Genomic DNA, 15,794 nt, shown 5'->3' on the forward strand with positions numbered 1-15,794 from the left:
CCGGTTTGATGAGCGGGGATGGGAAACGGGGCGTTGGCCATAGGCCCCAAGCTACCGCGCCCATCCTCGACTCTACCTAACCGACATTCACGGTGCGTGCTGAAAATTGCGTCACGCTCCCACGCCGGCTTGCGACCGGTCGGGCCTGCGCTATAGAGGCAGTGGTCCCCCGTTCGCGTTTCGACTACACAGGCATCACGATGGCCTCCGCTGCCAAGATGCTCACCGTCACCTTTGTGCAATGTCGCGGCACCCCTTATGAGGTCGGCCGCGCCCAGGCTGATGCCTTTGCCGCCACACGCAAGGGCAAGGCGTTTCTCCGCAAGAAGGTGAGATTGCCCTGGTGGTTCAACATTCGGACGGAGGAGCGGGCGTTCAGGGCTTATGGTCCGGCTCTGTGGGAAGAGATCGCCGGGATCGCAGATGGGCTCCACATCCCAATGGAGCAAGCGGTCGTTTGTTTCGGCAATGATGGCTTGCGGATGCCGACGGGCGGCTGTTCGGCCGTTCATGAGCGGTGGCGTGTATGGCCGCAACTATGACTTCTGGCCGCGAGGCTACGAGGCACGCTTCGCACTGGTGCAGGCACGCGGGAGCTACGCCAGCATCGGCGGCAGCCACCAATTGACCGGGCGGCTGGACGGCATGAACGAGCACGGGCTCGCCATCGGACTGCATCTTGTGAAGGTCCGCCCACGATCGCCCGGCCTCACCAGCACGTTGCTGGTCAGGCGGGTCCTCGACAGCTGCGCGACCACCGCGGAGGCCGTCGACTTTCTGCGTCGCACGCCTCACGCCATGCAGTACAACTATTCGCTGCTGGATGCCGGCGGTGTGGCTGCGGTGGTCGAGGCTGGAGCCGGTGCAGTTGCCGTGCGCGCGGGCGACTGGCTTGCTTGCACCAATCATTTCCAGTCCCCACAATTGAGGCGCCTGAACCGCCGCGTCGCGCACTCGATTGGCCGGCTGCCACCGCTGGAAGGCTGGGCGGCGCGAGAGCTGAGTGCCGCACAGATGTTCATGGCGCTGAACTTCTCCGTCTCGCCGGCGTTCCACAACTACGGCAACGCCCAAACACTGCACACCATCGTCGCCGAGCCGGCGAAGCGGCGGATCCTGATCGGCATTGGCGGCGATGCCGCCGCTCTCGAAGAGGACATGCTGGACGTCGATTTCAACTTGTGGGTCGCCGGCGGCGACTTGCCGACAAAGCAGCTCAAGGGACAACTGAATATCGGTTTGCAGCGGTTCCGGCGGACCAAAGCGAGGCTGTAGCGGAGCTAGTTTGCTCAAGCTCGTGCTGACCTGCCGGCTGGACACGCGTTCGTATAGTGCGATGACCGTGCAGGCGTGATGCGACCAATGATCGAATATCGTTCTGACGCTTCGGCGCAGGGCTATCGCATTTCCGAGCAATCTCCGTGTGGCCGATCCTTCGAGACGCCCGCTTTGGCGGGCTCCTCAGGATGAGGGTGGAGTGCGCGGTGGCAGTTTCAGCGGGCGCCGATGCCGCTTAGCCTCATCCTGAGGAGATCGCCACCGGGTCCGCGCAAAGCGCGGCCCGATGACAGGCTCCGCGGTCGTCTCGAAGGACGAGACGCCCGCTTTGGCGGGCTCGAAGGACGAGGCGCGCGCTGCAGCTATATGCGACAGCCCTGCGTTTCGGCGGGAGAAAGGGGCTTGAATGATTCAGGCCCTTTCAGCAAGATGGCGATAAGTCCAGCAGGATAGGCGAATGAAGGACTTCGATCTTCCGGAGACGCATTACGCGCTGAGTGGAGAGCTCAATATCGCCTACCAGTCGATGGGCAACGGCCCCATTGATCTCGTGTTCGTGCCCGGCTTCATGTCGCATATCGAGTTCATGCACGAACTGCCGGGATATACGTCGTTCCTGCGCCGCCTCTCGAGGTTCGCGCGTGTCATCACTTTCGACAAGCGCGGACAGGGATTGTCGGACAGGGTATCGGACGCGCCGTCTCTGGAACAACGGATGGATGACGTCCGTGCCGTGATGGATGCGGTTGGTTCGAATCGCGCGGTTCTCTTCGGTAATTCCGAGGGCGGCGCGATGAGCGCTCTATTTGCCGCGACCTATCCGGATCGCGTGTCCAGGCTTCTGCTTTTCGGCGGCTATGCGAACCGGAGGGACATGTCAGCCGATCTGGAGGAAAGGCTGCAACAACGCGTGAAGTTCTGGGGCACGGGTGCCCTGATGCGGATTGTCGCCCCTAGCTCGGCAATTTCGCCGGATGCGATCGCGCAATTTGCGAAGTTCGAGCGGCTTTCGGCGAGTCCCGGCGCGGTCAAATCCTTCATGAGGCTGAATAGCCAGATTGACATCAGGTCAATTCTCCCGACCGTGAGAGTGCCAACGCTCGTTTTTCATCGTACCGATGACAAGCAAGTTCCCATTGCGCTCGGTCGCGAGCTGGCGTCGTTGATGCCGGAAGCGAAATTTATCGAGTATCCCGGTCAAGATCACGCCGTGGCCGCCGGTGACGTCGAAGCCTTGCTCGGAGATATAGAAGAGTTTGTGACTGGTCATCGCAACACATCGCCGGACGACTCCGAGCGCATTCTGGCAACAGTTCTATTTTCCGATATCGTCGATTCCACACGCACCGTTGCCGAGAAGGGCGATGCTGCCTGGCGGAAAGTGCTCGACAGTCACGACCAGCTCTCGCTCGAACTTGTGCAAAGACACCGTGGGAAATTGATCAAGTCCACGGGCGATGGGTTTTTGGCGATCTTCGATGGACCAGGCCGCGCGGTGCGCTGTGCTTTGGCGATGAGCGCGGCCTCAAATCAAATGGGATTGCGCGTTCGCGCCGGCCTTCATACCGGGGAGATCGAAGTCAGAGGCCGTGATATCGGAGGTATCGCCGTTCATGCCGCCTCGAGGGTCATGGCGCAGTCGCCGCCAGACGAGGTCCTCGTGTCCAAGGTAGTGACCGACCTCACCGCCGGCGCTGGCCTGCAATTTTCAGAGCGTGGATCACACGAACTCAAAGGCCTGCCGGGTCGATGGGACCTGTTCGCGGCCAGCGTTTAGGGCCGCGCTGTTCGCGGCAGGGGCCGCCCGGTTCCAAGACTCGCGCTGCTTCTCTTACGGCAGCCGGCATATCGCTCATGTCCTGACGTGACTACGGAAGTGCTTTTGTCGCCGTAAAGGGATTGAACCCGCGTTCTGCAAGAGCAGCCCACGAAGCTGCGCCAAGATGCGGCAATCGGAAATAGAGTCGTGGCTTGGCCGGATCGGTGTCCAGCATGAACCCCGTCGGTAGCCCTCGGACACTCGTGGCATAGAACCCGCCATCCGGCGATCTCTGGGATTCGATGACAGCGAGCAACGATTTTGCCTCCCCAGTCCTGCCGAGCAATTCCAGCAAGAGAGCCATTTGGCCCGTCCCTTCGGTCCACACACCATCGCGGTCTTCACCGTAAGAAAAGCCCTTGTCGACACTCATTCGCTGTTCGGCGGTGGTCATTGCCGATGCAAATTTCTTGGCCGCTCCGGGGAGCGCCGTTAAGGGCCAGATTTGAGCATCCAGGGCCAAAATCGGATTGCGCGTGACGCCGTCCTCAGTGGTGCCTGCTGCGAAACAGGCGCACGCCGGATCCCACATCGTATCTACGAAGTGCTCGGCAGCTGTTGCCATGTCACGCCAGCGCGAATCACCTGTGCGGGTTGCAAGAAGGCCAAACGCGGCGGCGAGGTCAGTATTGTGTTCAGTCGATTTCCATGTCCGTACGTCGGGCGTCGGTTCGTGCCCAAAAGTGCCGCCCGTGAAACCGCCAGTACCGCGCGTGTCGGCCCATTGCGCGACCCAGGTGCCAAGCCGTGCCGCGCCATCGCGGAATCCGGAGCTGGCGCTCGCATCGTCAATCGACAGCAAAGCCAACATGGCCCATGCAACATTGCCGTTGTCGCTGCCCACCTGATAGCGGTCTTCCAACCACTTGTTCTGAGTATTGTCCCACCAGCCCGGAAGTTTGGCGGAGCCACTCGCCACCACACCCGCGGCGTAAGCGTTCCGGAGCCGTCCATCATGCCAGGTCCGGTCGTTATCGATGGCCCAGAGAATCGCCGCGCCGATCCGACGTGCTTTGTCTCGCTCGCCGCAACCGCCTAACGCGATGGCGGCCACCGCATTGTCATACAGGTATGCGGCGCCGTGGAGAGGCCCCGATTCCACGGTCGGATAGCTGGGCAAGAACAACGGCCCCGGCGGTGCCTTATCGATCAGACCAGCGAGGTACCCGCATGCAGACGCTTCTGGTGCGGCTAAAGCCCGTGGTGGAGTGGCGCCCATCATGATGATGAAAGTCGTTACGATCCATACGAAGCTTTCCATTCGGGCCACTTGCTGCTCTCCGGGGTGGACGATGATCCTATATCCCCATCGGCGATGTCTGGAAGTGGCCCGAAGGCGGAGATTGCCGTCGTGTCCGGCACGTCGGCAGTCGAGGCCAGACCGGACATCGGGCAGACGCAAGCAAATCGACGCGAATGACCCGAAGCTGACTTCCGCGCTACGCGGTCGCAAGCGCTTTGGCGAATGCAATGACGTGGTCTCTTTGCTCGATAAACTTACGAGCGCGAGGGATGGGATCATGCAGATACTGATCTGGTCCGCGCATCTGTCGCTTGTTCAAGTCCGCCGTAGAAAGCAGATTGAAATCCACCCTTTGGATTGCGCAGAGCCAGCCGTCATATTGGCTAGACCATACTCGCTTGTGATGCTCCAAGAGCCGGTCACGGATAGAATAGCCGTGATAGTCGAACGCAATGACGCCGTTGGTTAGGTAGACATGAGATCCTAAGAATCTTCCGGCCGAGATCACGCGCTCTGCATAAAAGCCGGGAAGCGGAGGCTGATCCAAGAAAACTCCAGCAAGGATATGACAGGCGCCGTACCCGAAGAAGATGCGGTCCAGCAGTGACCACCGTCGATGCGGGTCCGCCTTAATGCCCTGTTTGAGAACATACATCGCGGTCGCTCAATCCTGATTCGCGCGGAAGCAGCGTACCCAACAATCGGTGTATGCACTATGCAGGTCCGCCTTTGGCGCGTCGCTACTCTTCGTGCGCCGCGAAGCTTCGCGGTCACGTGCGGATGACCGAGACGCGCGTGTTGCAAAGAGGCTGGTTTAGATTCCGACTGATACCGCTGTTGGACATGCTCTATGCTTACAGTATGACGACTACGACACTGATGTACGGCGTAATACCGACCCGCCGCTCGTATTCGCTGATGTTTTTCTTCTCTAACCAGAAGATGCGGGCTTCAGTCCGGAAGGAGCAGACTGCCGAGGTCATGAAGCCCTTGGGGAGAGTGGCGCCATGGTGTTGCTCGGCCACGCGCGTGAACTCGACAGGGCATACAAGAAAGATCGGTCCAGGCTCATTGACCTCGTCGCGGAGCGCCGCAAGCTGGTCGCAGCCGGTTCGCCATAAACGAGGCTCCATTGCGGGCGGCTGCTTGTTTCCAACTTACCGCTTTTGGCCCGAAGCCGAAGGTCGCTTGACTCCCTGCTATGTCGGCTCTCAGTGGCAGACCGGACGCCAACGCCAGCCTATGTGTGCGGCTGCTCTTGACCGTTGGCCGAACAAGCCTGACGCAATGTCGGCTCTTGGGCGCGGACCGGACACGGGGCCGCGCTTGCCCTTACCGCCATTTGTGACCCAAAGCGGAGAAATACCTGCTTGCCGCGCATCAGAGACACAATGCTCCAGGCCCGGTTTGAGTTCGGCGCTCCCAGGCCGATGTGACGTGACGTCGCCCGAGATCATCAATCGTTGCCACCGATCGACCCCAGCCGTGGGAGGACATCGATCGGATCAAAATTCCTTGCCGATCAACCGGTCGACCGAGTAGCGACCGCCACCTCGGAAGACGATTGCGATGCACAGGAGGCACCACAGCAAGGCAAATTCATAACCTCTGACTGTCCAGAAGCAGCCGAACTGCGATTGGAAGAAGACGATGATGATCCATCATGTGGATGCTGATGATCAAGGCCGCGAGCATAACGTCGTCGCGCCTCTGCGGCGATACTCGCCTTCATCCCTTCCATGCTCTTTGGCTTGCCCGGATAGGTCAGCGATGCGAAGACGTCTGTCGTCTTGGCTGGCGGGAATAGCGGCTTATGGGAAGCCATGAGATGTCTTTGCCAAAACCCCAATCGTCGCGCATGATGCCATCCTGCCCCTGTTTTGCCCGACGAGTCAAACCTTATTTCGGAAAATGCGTAACCCGTTGGTCCGACTGATGCCGGCTACTGTGCATGGGGTTGTTTTCGACATTTTTGATTGAGCCGGTCCAGAACCCGGCGGGGCGTCGACAATCGCCCCGCGACCGGGTCGTTCAGAAACTGGATCATTCAGGAGGATGGATGGTGGGCGCACAAGGGATCGAACCTTGGACCTCTCCCGTGTGAACCACAATCGGTAGACCCCAGCTAACCAAATCCAGCCATAGTTGAGATGTAAAAAGCTCGTTAATTGACGTTGGTTACGGCCCTGTGTGGCCATAGGAGGCCATAGGTGGCCTTACTACATTTTGTATGCCCCCGTTGTGCCCGCCGAGGATTTTCCCTTCGGGCACAAAAACGGGGGAGGTCTGAGGTCCGGTTCTGTTCGAGGGGTGACCGCCGTTGTTGCGGGGCACACCGGGGCAGAGAGAGGGAGGAATGATGACGGAGCCAGCCAACCAGCTGACACTCACCGATGCGGTGATCCGCAATGCAGTGCTGCCGCCGGGCAAGGCGCAGCATTATCTCCATGACGACAAGCTGCCCGGCCTCGCTTTGCGGATGCGCGCCACCGGTGGCCGGACCTGGGTCTACCTCTTCACCAAACCCGGGGTGAGGGGGACCCAGCGCAAGACTCTCGGCGCTTGGCCCAAATATAATGAGAAGGCCGCGCGCAAGGCCGCCACCATCGCCGCAGGCGAGGTCGTCAAGGGCTTGGACCCGAATGACGCGAAGCGCGCGGCGAGGCGGCAACAGGCAGCCGAGAAGCAGAGCACCACGCTCGCAACCCTCATTACTGAAGCTGGTCCCTACCAGACGTCCTTGACCGAACGTCAAGTGGTCAACTGGAAGCCAGCAATGTCGGCGTTGCGGCGCGGGCTCAAGGATCACGCCGAGAGCGGCGTGGGGGACCTGACACGACGGCAGATCATGGCTGCGGTCGACAAGATTGCCAAGACCGGTAAGCGCGGCGCAGCCAAGGACTTGCGCAAGCACGTGCATACCTTCCTCGAATGGTGCGTCGGCGAAGGTTATGTCGAGCACAACGTGCTCGCCGGCTATCGCGCGCCCAAGGAAACCCGGGCGCAAAGGGTCGGACGCCGAACGAAGGGTCGCGCGCTGAGTGATGAGGAAATCATCAAGGTCTGGGATGCAACCGGCAAGCTCGGGGCTTTCGGTCTCCTGGCACGGATGTGCCTGCTCGGTGGCCCGCGGCGCAGTGAGCCTACGATGATCGAATGGCGAAAGCATATCATGGATGACCGTATTACTTTCGATGCAGCGTGGACCAAGATGGGGCTACACCACGATGTGCCGCGCACTCACCTGGTTGACGAGATGCTCACGGCCGCGAAGCATTTCCAGCGGGCAACCTCCGACTATGTCTTCCCGTCGCCAAAGACGGGCGGCCAGATGTCCGGCTTTACCAAGATGGTCAACCGCCTGGTCAAGGAAGCGAGCGTCGCCAAGTTCACCATGCATGACTTGAGGCGCAGCTTGCGCACCATCATGTCACGCTGTGGCTACGACAACGAAATCCAGCGGCTGTGTGTTGGGCAAAAGCCAAGCGGAATCGATCAGGTCTACAATCATGACGAACAGTGGATCATCCGCAAGATGGCGTTCGAAGCGGCTCACGACTACATTGCCGAGTTGGTCGGTGCGAAACGGGTCGGCAAAATCGTGCGTCTGCAGCGGACGAATCCGCTTGACCCGATCAAGGCCGAGCTCCTCGGGCGTCTCCGTGAGCATTTTGCGGCTGAGGCGCCTTAGTAGCTCCATTGCACTTGGCCAGACAGTCAACAGTGCATCAACACGATAGAGCGGCTGCCATCGATATATCGCCATTTCAGCGGATGGTTCGGATTGCGCCGCCACTGCTCCCGTGCTGTTGTCGGCAGGCAATGACTCGCGATCGCACGTCAGCGGCGTACGTTTCAACAATCTGCTAGTCGACGCTGTTGGTCCGTTTTGACAACCGAGCGGTGAGCCAGCTGCCACTATCACCAGACGGACAAAAGCTCCGATCTGAGATGGTCGGGCCTTTCGATCGGACCCGCGCCGGGCGTGCAAGATCTTCAAGCGGACTCTGTCGCGCGTTCGACTGATAATTATAGGTTCGGATGCTCGATCGAGGGGAGCGGCTTCGAACAGCCCGAAGCTTGCGCGTCCATAACCGGCACAATCCGCACCAGCCGGAAACCTGCGCGGTGTAACAGCGACCGATACTCGGCATTGCTCAAGCCTTTTGCTGCGGTGTGGTGGCAAGCTTTTCAAAAGATGCAGCAGTGCTGTCCTTTTGACCCCCAAATCCATGGTGATACTGTTGTAAGGGCGGTCTGTCCGGGAGGACACAATGCGATGGTTTGACCGGCTGTTTGGAAGGGGGTCGGCGCCTGCTAGCAGACTCTTTGCGAGATTTGGGCGGAAATCGCGGGCACCCACAGATCCTGATCTTCTGAAGATTGCCAAAGACCGAAAAGGGCATATTTCGCGAAGAGCCGTGAGAGATGAATATAACCGGCTGCTTTTGGAGAAGTACGCGCACGACAGGTCCTGATTTTAATCTCGTCCGGTGGTCCCACTGCGTGCCAGCGAAGCTCTTCGTCTCGGCGGCTTCTTTCTCGCCTCGCTTATTGGCCCTCAACGGGACAGGCTGACTGCCGTCATCGAGAGCCGTTGCCCTCCAAGGGACGCTTACGTGAAATCTCCCGCCCTCGAGTTAGCTTGAAAATAAAGTGCAGGCCAATGTCGTCATTGTCAGTCAGGTATGACCCATGAAGCGATGGCGCTACGTCAGTATCGGCAGCATGGTTATCGCCATGGGTCTGGTTTTTGCCGGGGCCGTGGTGGTCGGTCAATCGCACGGCCGTCAGACGCCATAGCGACATCGGTAACGCGTACTCCGGAGCTTATGGAGCGTGCGTGGCACCTGCCCGTGTCAGCTACATCTCAAAGACACGTTAACTGCAGTCAAATGGCTCTCGCTGCGGACCTGCAGCTGTTGCGAATGCGTACCGGTCGCTTGGCGAGGCGGCAAGGACGGAGGGCCAGGTGATGGCCGGTACATGGAGCTGATGGACAGGCGTATGCATCATGGGTCTCACGCTCGATGAGCTGGCCAAAGTCGCCCGGGGCCAACACGAGCCGAAAAGTCAGGGTCCTACGCGATCTCAGTGAGAACCAGTTTCTAGAGCATCTCCGTCGGTCCAATGATCCGGGCCACGCTACATCGTCAATTTCGATCGTACTCGAATTTTTCGTTCAGGTGGCGGACATCATCCCCCAATTGGGGGCTATTTCGAAGCCGAGGACGTCGTCTTCGTGCTCGATGTCAGCTTCAACTTTCAGCCATGGCTGATCGAGCGGAAGCGGCTGTTCGACGCTGTAAATACGTTCGACGGCGATAAGAAGCGCGGCCTGCTGTTGGTAGAGTGATGCCACACTGCATCTCGCCTGTGGGCCCATACCTGACCTTGTCGCCAAACTTTGCGACCGCCGCTTTTGAACCTGGCTGTGTGAAAAGCCACGAGTCGGCTACGATTCCTCCGTTTCCTGATGGGGGGGATACGGATGGGACGCTTTGTTGAAGGCGCGGACAGATCCCAGCCGACGCTCCGCCCGTCGGGAGGGCCGAGATGGGCGAAGGCGGCAGTCGAAGCAAGTACACTTTCGGATCGGTTTACCAGCGACACCGGACGGTGCGCCTGGCCCGAATGGCCCTCGGTTTGGTCCATGTAAGTTGAAGGATCTTGAATCCGTTGTGCTGAGGACCCGTGACGTGAGCGTCATCATCCCTGACGTTTCAGAAAGCCGCGGCTTCATAAGAACGAAAACCGCCTCACGAGGTTAGAGAGCAAACTGCGAGGTGAGATCATGCGTCGATCAGATATGGCTGCCATCCTGCTTGTAGTCTCTAGTTTCATGCCCGTTGCTGCCTCTGCTCAGCAAACAGCGCCTGATGCTAACCAAACTTCTCCCCAAGCTCGGCCGGAAGTAGCGCCGCAACAGCCGGACAAAGTCCAAGCGCAAAAGACCCCCGTTCAACCAGACCGTACACCGCAACAGTCAGAACAGGCACGGGATCGCGACCGCCAGAGCGCTGAGGACACCCGCATCAATCGAGATTGGACCACCCGGCAAAGTCGCGGCGATGACCGCATGGATATGGATCGCATGCGTCAGATGCATCGGCAGATGGGCCGTATGATGGACCAAGACGAGGACCACCGAACGATCGGCCAAAACTGGCGTCGCGAGGATGATGATATTGACCGCGGTTCTGGATACGCTTCGCCGGGCCGCGGCGAGGGACGGTATGAAGGCCGGTATCATGGAGAAATGCGGCCTTATCCTCGCGTCAAAACCTGCATCGAGTATGAAAACGGCGACGAGTTCTGCCGATATCGGGATTAACCGATGCGTTGGGCTTCCAGCATCACACGACTGCGGCACCGGCGGCTCGCTGGTGAACGCCAGCGCAGAGAAACCCGTGATCGGCGGGACCTTTGTTGATTGAGGCGAGTTCCTCCATCGGGGTTGCGGTTTTGTCCCCGGGAGACGGAGTAACGAGCGTGAGGGGCAGCCGGATCAGGCGAAGGATCGAGAAGCTTGGACCTTACCAGTCACTCGCCGTCTTAGCCGTACCTGTGTGCACGGTGGAGCCCGCCAAACTGTTGGGCGTGGCTCTCGTCGGAGAGGACCACTGGGTGACTGGTACGGTAATGATCGTGCTGGCCTATGCGTTGAGCTTGGCTTTTGTTCACCGGCTATTCCTGATCGTAAAGCCCAAGCTGCTCAGCCTCCATTGGTTCGCACGCGCCTGGGAATGGTTCGTGACGCGCTCAAGAATGTTGGCACCGTAATTCAGCTCATCAGCACGGTTTCCCCCACGCGCACGTCCTTGTTCCGCAGGAGCGCGCGTCGCCGAGCCGCGCCCGCGACTGATCGCCAAGAACACATCAAGGTCAGGGATATCTCCGAGTGATGCACTTCGGGCCAGCAGACGGCACGGCCATTGCCTCGAGAAATCGAAGTCGCACCGCGCTAGGGCTAATGGCTGGGCCGTGAATGCGCAGCTCCGCCACATTTCGCCGTCTGTCCCGATTAAATGCGGTCCACTGGGACGGCGAACACATATCCGACGCCGCGCTCGGTCTGTATCACACGCGGGGCACTAGGATCACGCTCGAGCTTGCGCCGCAATCGAAGAATCTGCACGTCAATGCTGCGATCGAAGACATCTTCGTGAACGCGGGTCGCCTGCAGCAGTTGCTCGCGGCTAAGCGGACGTTGTGGCGCTTCGAGAAATGCAAGCAGCATCGCATACTCCCCCTTCGTCAAAGCGACGGGGGTGCCGGCCGGGTCAGTCAACTGTCGGATCCTGCGGTCGAGCTGCCAGCCGGAAAATCGAAAGCGTCCCCGCTCGGGGGCACGAGCCGGAGCGGCTCTTCCGGCATCGAACCGTCGCAGTATCGCGCGGACACGCGCAAGCAACTCGCGCAGGTTGAATGGTTTCGTCAGGTAGTCGTCGGCACCGAGCTCCAATCCGACCACGCGGTCGATGTCATCGCGGCGGTGACCGGTTATGATGATGACCGGTACGTCGGAGCCAAGCCGGACCTCTCGCAACAGGTCGAGACCGTCCTCGAGCCCGAGCCGAAGATCGAGGATCACCAGGTTAACCTCGGTATCGCCGAGCCGGTCGACCATCTCCTGGCGATTGGACGCCAGCAGGGTACGGATGTTGTTCTCTCCGAAATAGTTTAGGATCATGCGCTGTAAGGCAGGGTCGTCCTCTACGACGAGAACGCACACCTGACGCTCAACGTTTCCGCGAAGGCCTGCGTCCGTCGACGATGAACCGCCCATCACGCTCAACCCTTCCGCCGATCCTCCGAGCGCTAGCGACCTCGATCCGCTGGCGCGGAATTTCATTGCTCTATCTCTGCCTCATTACCGCGGGACTGGCCGCCGCTCAATCGCCAAACCCTCCGGTGGGCGCCGTCCAGGAGCCGATCACGCCAATTCCCCTTGCCCATGGCCAGGAGCTACAGCGGGTGTTGCTCGGAGAGAAGTTGTTCAGCGACAAACGGCTATCTCGCAGTAGCACACAAAGTTGTTCGTCATGCCACGACATAGGAACCAACGGCGCCAGTGCCAACATCAGCGACACTCGAGAGGGGCAAACATCGGCCCTCAACACGCCCACGGTCTTCAACGCGGGCTTAAATTTTCGTCTGAACTGGGAGGGAAACATGCGCTCGCTTGAGGAAGGGGCCGAGCACATCCTGCGCAATCCCGCGATCATGGGGTCGAGCCCGGACGAAGTCGCCGCCAGGATGCGCGACGACCCGGAAATCGCAAGACAATTCCGCGATGTCTACGGCAAGGAGCCCGACGCTGCCGCCGTAGTGGATGCGCTCGTCTCGTACGAGCGATCCCTCACCACGCCGAACAGTCGCTTCGACCGGTGGCTCACTGGAGAAACCGATGCGATTAGCGCAGAGGAATTGTCTGGCTATCAATTATTCAAATCGCTGGGCTGTGTCACTTGCCATCAAGGTGTCAACGTCGGCGGCAACCTGTTTCAGAGACATGGCGTGTTTCACCCGCTGGGCTCGCCAGCTCCCGAACTGCTCCGCGTGCCGAGCCTGCGAAACGTTGCGGCCACGGCGCCCTATTTCCACGATGGCAGCGCGCCGACGTTGCCCGAGGCGGTGAAGGCGATGGGCGTGGCCCAGCTAGACCGCATCCTGACAGACCAGCAAACCTCGGCCATCGTGGCGTTCCTTAAGACATTGACCGGCACCTATCGAAATGAAGAGCTGCGGCCGGCCGCGCCCGGTACCGGCAACGTGCGGCCATGAGGAATTTGCCAGGCGTATTTGGAGTTTCGCTGCTGCTAACCCTGCTGACCTGGCTGTTGCTGCGTGGGATCGATTCAAACGCGCCGGCCTACGCGGCGATCTTGCGGGTGTTCGACGATTATGCGCTTGCCGAAGCCTCGCTCCACCGAGACGTTCTGCAGGCGCGGACCGGGCTGCTGCGCGACTACGACAGTCTCGTCATCGCGGCACGGGACATGGAAGAGGCGGTCAGTCGGCTTCGCGCCCACGCCCAAATCGAGCGTCTCGATACCGGCCCGGTTGACCTTCTCGGAGCCGCGGTTATCCGCCAGGAAGAATTGATGGAGCGATTCAAGACCAGCAACGCATTGCTGCAGAACTCGCTATCCTATATTGGTCTGCTGAGCACAAGTCCGGCATTCCGCGTGCACGACGAGCATCTCGCCGCAGCGGCCGCCGAACTGGGGGCCGCGATCCTTTACCTCGCGCGCGACACGTCGGCCGACGCTCTCAAGGCGCTCCAACAACGGATTAACGGGTTTGCGGCACAGGCCCCCGCCGACGGGCCAGACGCGGAAGTCGCTCGTGCGATGCTGGCGCATACGCGGCTGCTGTATGGCCTCTTGCCCGAGATCGACGCGACGCTGAAGGCTTTTATCGCGGTGCCCGGCGGACACTACCTGCAGGCGGTCCGCATTGTATTCTCCAGTCACCGTTCAGCTGTCGAAGCCTCCGAGCAGCGCTTCAGGCTCCTGTTGTATTTGGTATCCTTGCTGCTGGTGGTCGTCCTGGTATTCGTCGGGGTTCGGCTTCGTGCCCGCGCCCTTGCGTTGCGCCGACGCGCCGCGTTCGAACACGTGATCGCCGAGAATTCGACGCGTCTGATCAACTGCTCGCCGGCCGAGACCGGGACGCGATTGAAGCAGGTGCTTTGTGAGTTTAGCCGTGTCGTCAATGCGGATCGCGCCTATGTGGTTCTGGACGAGAAGCCGGTCCGGATACACGCATGGTCAAGGGATGGAGTAACGTTTCCGCCCGGCTGGCCTCGACAGGCACTCTCAGTCGCCGAGCAGCTTGGCGCAGGTGAAAGTGTGACCATTGCGGACGCGAGCGCGTTGCCGGTTGGTGCGGCCAGGGACGCGCTGACGGAGGCCGGCGTGCGTGCCTGGGCTTGTTTGCCCTTGGTCCGACCGGGGCGGGTACGCGGGATCATGGGTTTTGATCGCTTCCGGCCGATAAGAAACAAGATTTCTCCTGTCCCGATCACGCAGCTTGCTGGTGATGCCGTGGCCAACGCGCTCGAGCGCGAATTTCTGGAACGCGAGCAGGGCAAGCTCACGACGCGGCTCGAGCGGGCCCGTCGCATGCAGGTAATCGGATCACTGGCCAGCGGGATTGCGCATAACTTCAACAACATCATCGGCGCCATCCTCGGCTATTCGGAGATGGCGGAGCCGCAACTCATCCGCGGTACCAAACCGGCCCAGCATATCGATGAGATCCGCCGGGCCGCCGAGCGCGGTCGCGATCTCGTTGACAATATTCTGACGTTCGGCCGTCGGGCCGACGGGCGTGCCCGACCGCTGGAGGTGCGCACCTTGTTCGAGGAGGCTGCCTCATTGCTGCGGGCATCGCTGCCACCGGATATTGAACTGGTCTTCGAAGAAGTCGCTGCTGACGTCGCAGTATCAGGCGAGCCTGCACAGCTGCAGCAATTAATCCTCAATCTTTGCAGCAATGCCGCGCAAGCGATGGATGACAACGGGTGCATTCGGGTGGCCGCGAAGAGCGAACACGTGGCCGCTCTCGTTACTATGAATGACGGCGAACTCTCACCCGGCCACTACGTTTGCATTTCCGTAACTGATGATGGAGGCGGAATCGACGAACGCGTCGCGCGACGAATGTTCGAGCCGTTCTTCACCACGCGTGTCGCAGGAACCGGTCTCGGTCTCGCAACGGTTCGCGAAATCGTTCGTGATCATGATGGAGCCATCAACGTTCAGAGTGAACTGGGTTGCGGAAGTCGATTTGAGATTTGGCTGCCTGCCGTGGCGGCAGACACAATCGCGGCGGATAGTGGGTCGGCGCTGCAGCTAGGATCCGGCGAAACCGTGTTGATCGTCGAAAGCGAGCGAGATCGCCTGCTCCGCGATGAAGAAAAACTGGCGGCGTTGGGCTACGAGCCGGTCGGGTTTGAGCTCGCGGCGGATGCCCTTGCGGCATGCCGTTTCGAACCCCATCGGTTCGACATCATCCTGGTCAGCCAGGGTTTGCAGCCTGAAGCCGCCCTGAATCTGGCGCTGGCCCTGCATGAAGCATCGCCGCTACAGCCGGTACTGCTAGCGACCGCGGTCGACGCCGGCATCGACGTGCTGGCGCATTCTGGAATCTCCGAGGTGCTGCGGTGGCCCCTCGACCATACGGAGCTAGCCTCGGCATTGGCGCGCTGCTTGCGAACGCCCGCCAGGTTACAGCCGTAACACAATTATCCTTTCCTGAAATACTTCCGTAGCGCTGGGGCGCCACTACTGGTCGCCCTGCAACCGCGCATGCGCGCCTCAAATCACGGAGGTGACAACGGCTACCAGATCGAGTCCTTCGCCAGGCCTGTTGGCGACCTGCGGCCTCGATGTGAGCGCCGGAATCTCCTGAACATAACTTTCAGCACGAAATCCCAGCAGATCC

General features: G+C 60.3%; 12 protein-coding genes. 8 read left to right on the forward strand and 4 right to left on the reverse strand.

Annotation, left to right across the window (positions count from 1 at the left end):
* Window positions 1-200: 200 nt before the first annotated feature.
* The 3 genes from AC0L2O_RS34475 to AC0L2O_RS34485 all read left to right on the forward strand — a co-directional run bounded on the left by AC0L2O_RS34475 (window position 201) and on the right by AC0L2O_RS34485 (window position 3,055).
* Window positions 201-542: a hypothetical protein gene (locus AC0L2O_RS34475; protein WP_473372907.1), complete on the forward strand. Its 342-nt coding sequence runs from the start codon at window positions 201-203 to the stop codon at window positions 540-542.
* Window positions 523-1,275 (forward strand): C45 family autoproteolytic acyltransferase/hydolase, encoded by a 753-nt coding sequence (locus AC0L2O_RS34480; protein ID WP_369721236.1) that lies wholly within the window; start codon window positions 523-525, stop codon window positions 1,273-1,275. The genes AC0L2O_RS34475 and AC0L2O_RS34480 overlap by 20 nt, the downstream gene beginning before the upstream one ends.
* A 460-nt stretch (window positions 1,276-1,735) precedes the next feature.
* Window positions 1,736-3,055, forward strand: coding sequence for an adenylate/guanylate cyclase domain-containing protein (locus AC0L2O_RS34485; RefSeq protein ID WP_473372908.1), 1,320 nt, complete (start codon window positions 1,736-1,738; stop codon window positions 3,053-3,055).
* Window positions 3,056-3,146: 91 nt separating this feature from the next.
* Here the strand turns inward: AC0L2O_RS34485 and AC0L2O_RS34490 are convergent, their stop codons facing one another.
* From AC0L2O_RS34490 to AC0L2O_RS34500, 3 genes are all read right to left on the reverse strand, one after another.
* A complete protein-coding gene (locus AC0L2O_RS34490; protein ID WP_473372909.1) occupies window positions 3,147-4,358 on the reverse strand; it encodes a hypothetical protein in 1,212 nt (403 codons plus the stop codon).
* 178 nt (window positions 4,359-4,536) lie between these two features.
* Window positions 4,537-4,995: a hypothetical protein gene (locus AC0L2O_RS34495; protein ID WP_473372910.1), complete on the reverse strand. Its 459-nt coding sequence runs from the start codon at window positions 4,993-4,995 to the stop codon at window positions 4,537-4,539.
* 199 nt (window positions 4,996-5,194) lie between these two features.
* Entirely contained in the window at window positions 5,195-5,473 is a 279-nt protein-coding gene (locus AC0L2O_RS34500; RefSeq protein WP_473372911.1) for a hypothetical protein, read from the reverse strand.
* A 1,226-nt stretch (window positions 5,474-6,699) separates the two neighbouring features.
* On the opposite strand from AC0L2O_RS34500, the gene AC0L2O_RS34505 reads away from it, so the two are divergent.
* The 3 genes from AC0L2O_RS34505 to AC0L2O_RS34515 all read left to right on the forward strand — a co-directional run bounded on the left by AC0L2O_RS34505 (window position 6,700) and on the right by AC0L2O_RS34515 (window position 10,674).
* Window positions 6,700-8,031, forward strand: a complete 1,332-nt coding sequence (locus tag AC0L2O_RS34505) for a tyrosine-type recombinase/integrase (RefSeq protein ID WP_369721247.1) — start codon at window positions 6,700-6,702, stop codon at window positions 8,029-8,031.
* Between the two features lie 1,515 nt (window positions 8,032-9,546).
* Window positions 9,547-9,696, forward strand: coding sequence for a phytochelatin synthase family protein (locus tag AC0L2O_RS34510; RefSeq protein WP_473372912.1), 150 nt, complete (start codon window positions 9,547-9,549; stop codon window positions 9,694-9,696).
* 453 nt (window positions 9,697-10,149) lie between these two features.
* Window positions 10,150-10,674 carry a hypothetical protein gene (locus tag AC0L2O_RS34515; protein WP_156949101.1) on the forward strand — a complete coding sequence of 175 codons (525 nt, stop codon included), beginning with the start codon at window positions 10,150-10,152 and terminating at the stop codon, window positions 10,672-10,674.
* Between the two features lie 690 nt (window positions 10,675-11,364).
* Here the strand turns inward: AC0L2O_RS34515 and AC0L2O_RS34520 are convergent.
* A complete protein-coding gene (locus AC0L2O_RS34520; RefSeq protein WP_051448454.1) occupies window positions 11,365-12,129 on the reverse strand; it encodes a response regulator in 765 nt (254 codons plus the stop codon).
* Window positions 12,130-12,194: 65 nt separating this feature from the next.
* Between AC0L2O_RS34520 and AC0L2O_RS34525 the strand changes: the two genes are divergently transcribed.
* Window positions 12,195-13,127, forward strand: coding sequence for a cytochrome-c peroxidase (locus tag AC0L2O_RS34525; protein WP_245286328.1), 933 nt, complete (start codon window positions 12,195-12,197; stop codon window positions 13,125-13,127).
* Window positions 13,124-15,589: a two-component system VirA-like sensor kinase gene (locus tag AC0L2O_RS34530; protein ID WP_027520188.1), complete on the forward strand. Its 2,466-nt coding sequence runs from the start codon at window positions 13,124-13,126 to the stop codon at window positions 15,587-15,589. Before AC0L2O_RS34525 ends, AC0L2O_RS34530 begins: the two co-directional genes overlap by 4 nt.
* The last annotated feature ends 205 nt before the right edge of the window (window positions 15,590-15,794 follow it).

The organism is Bradyrhizobium sp. Kon10 (genome assembly GCF_055807395.1).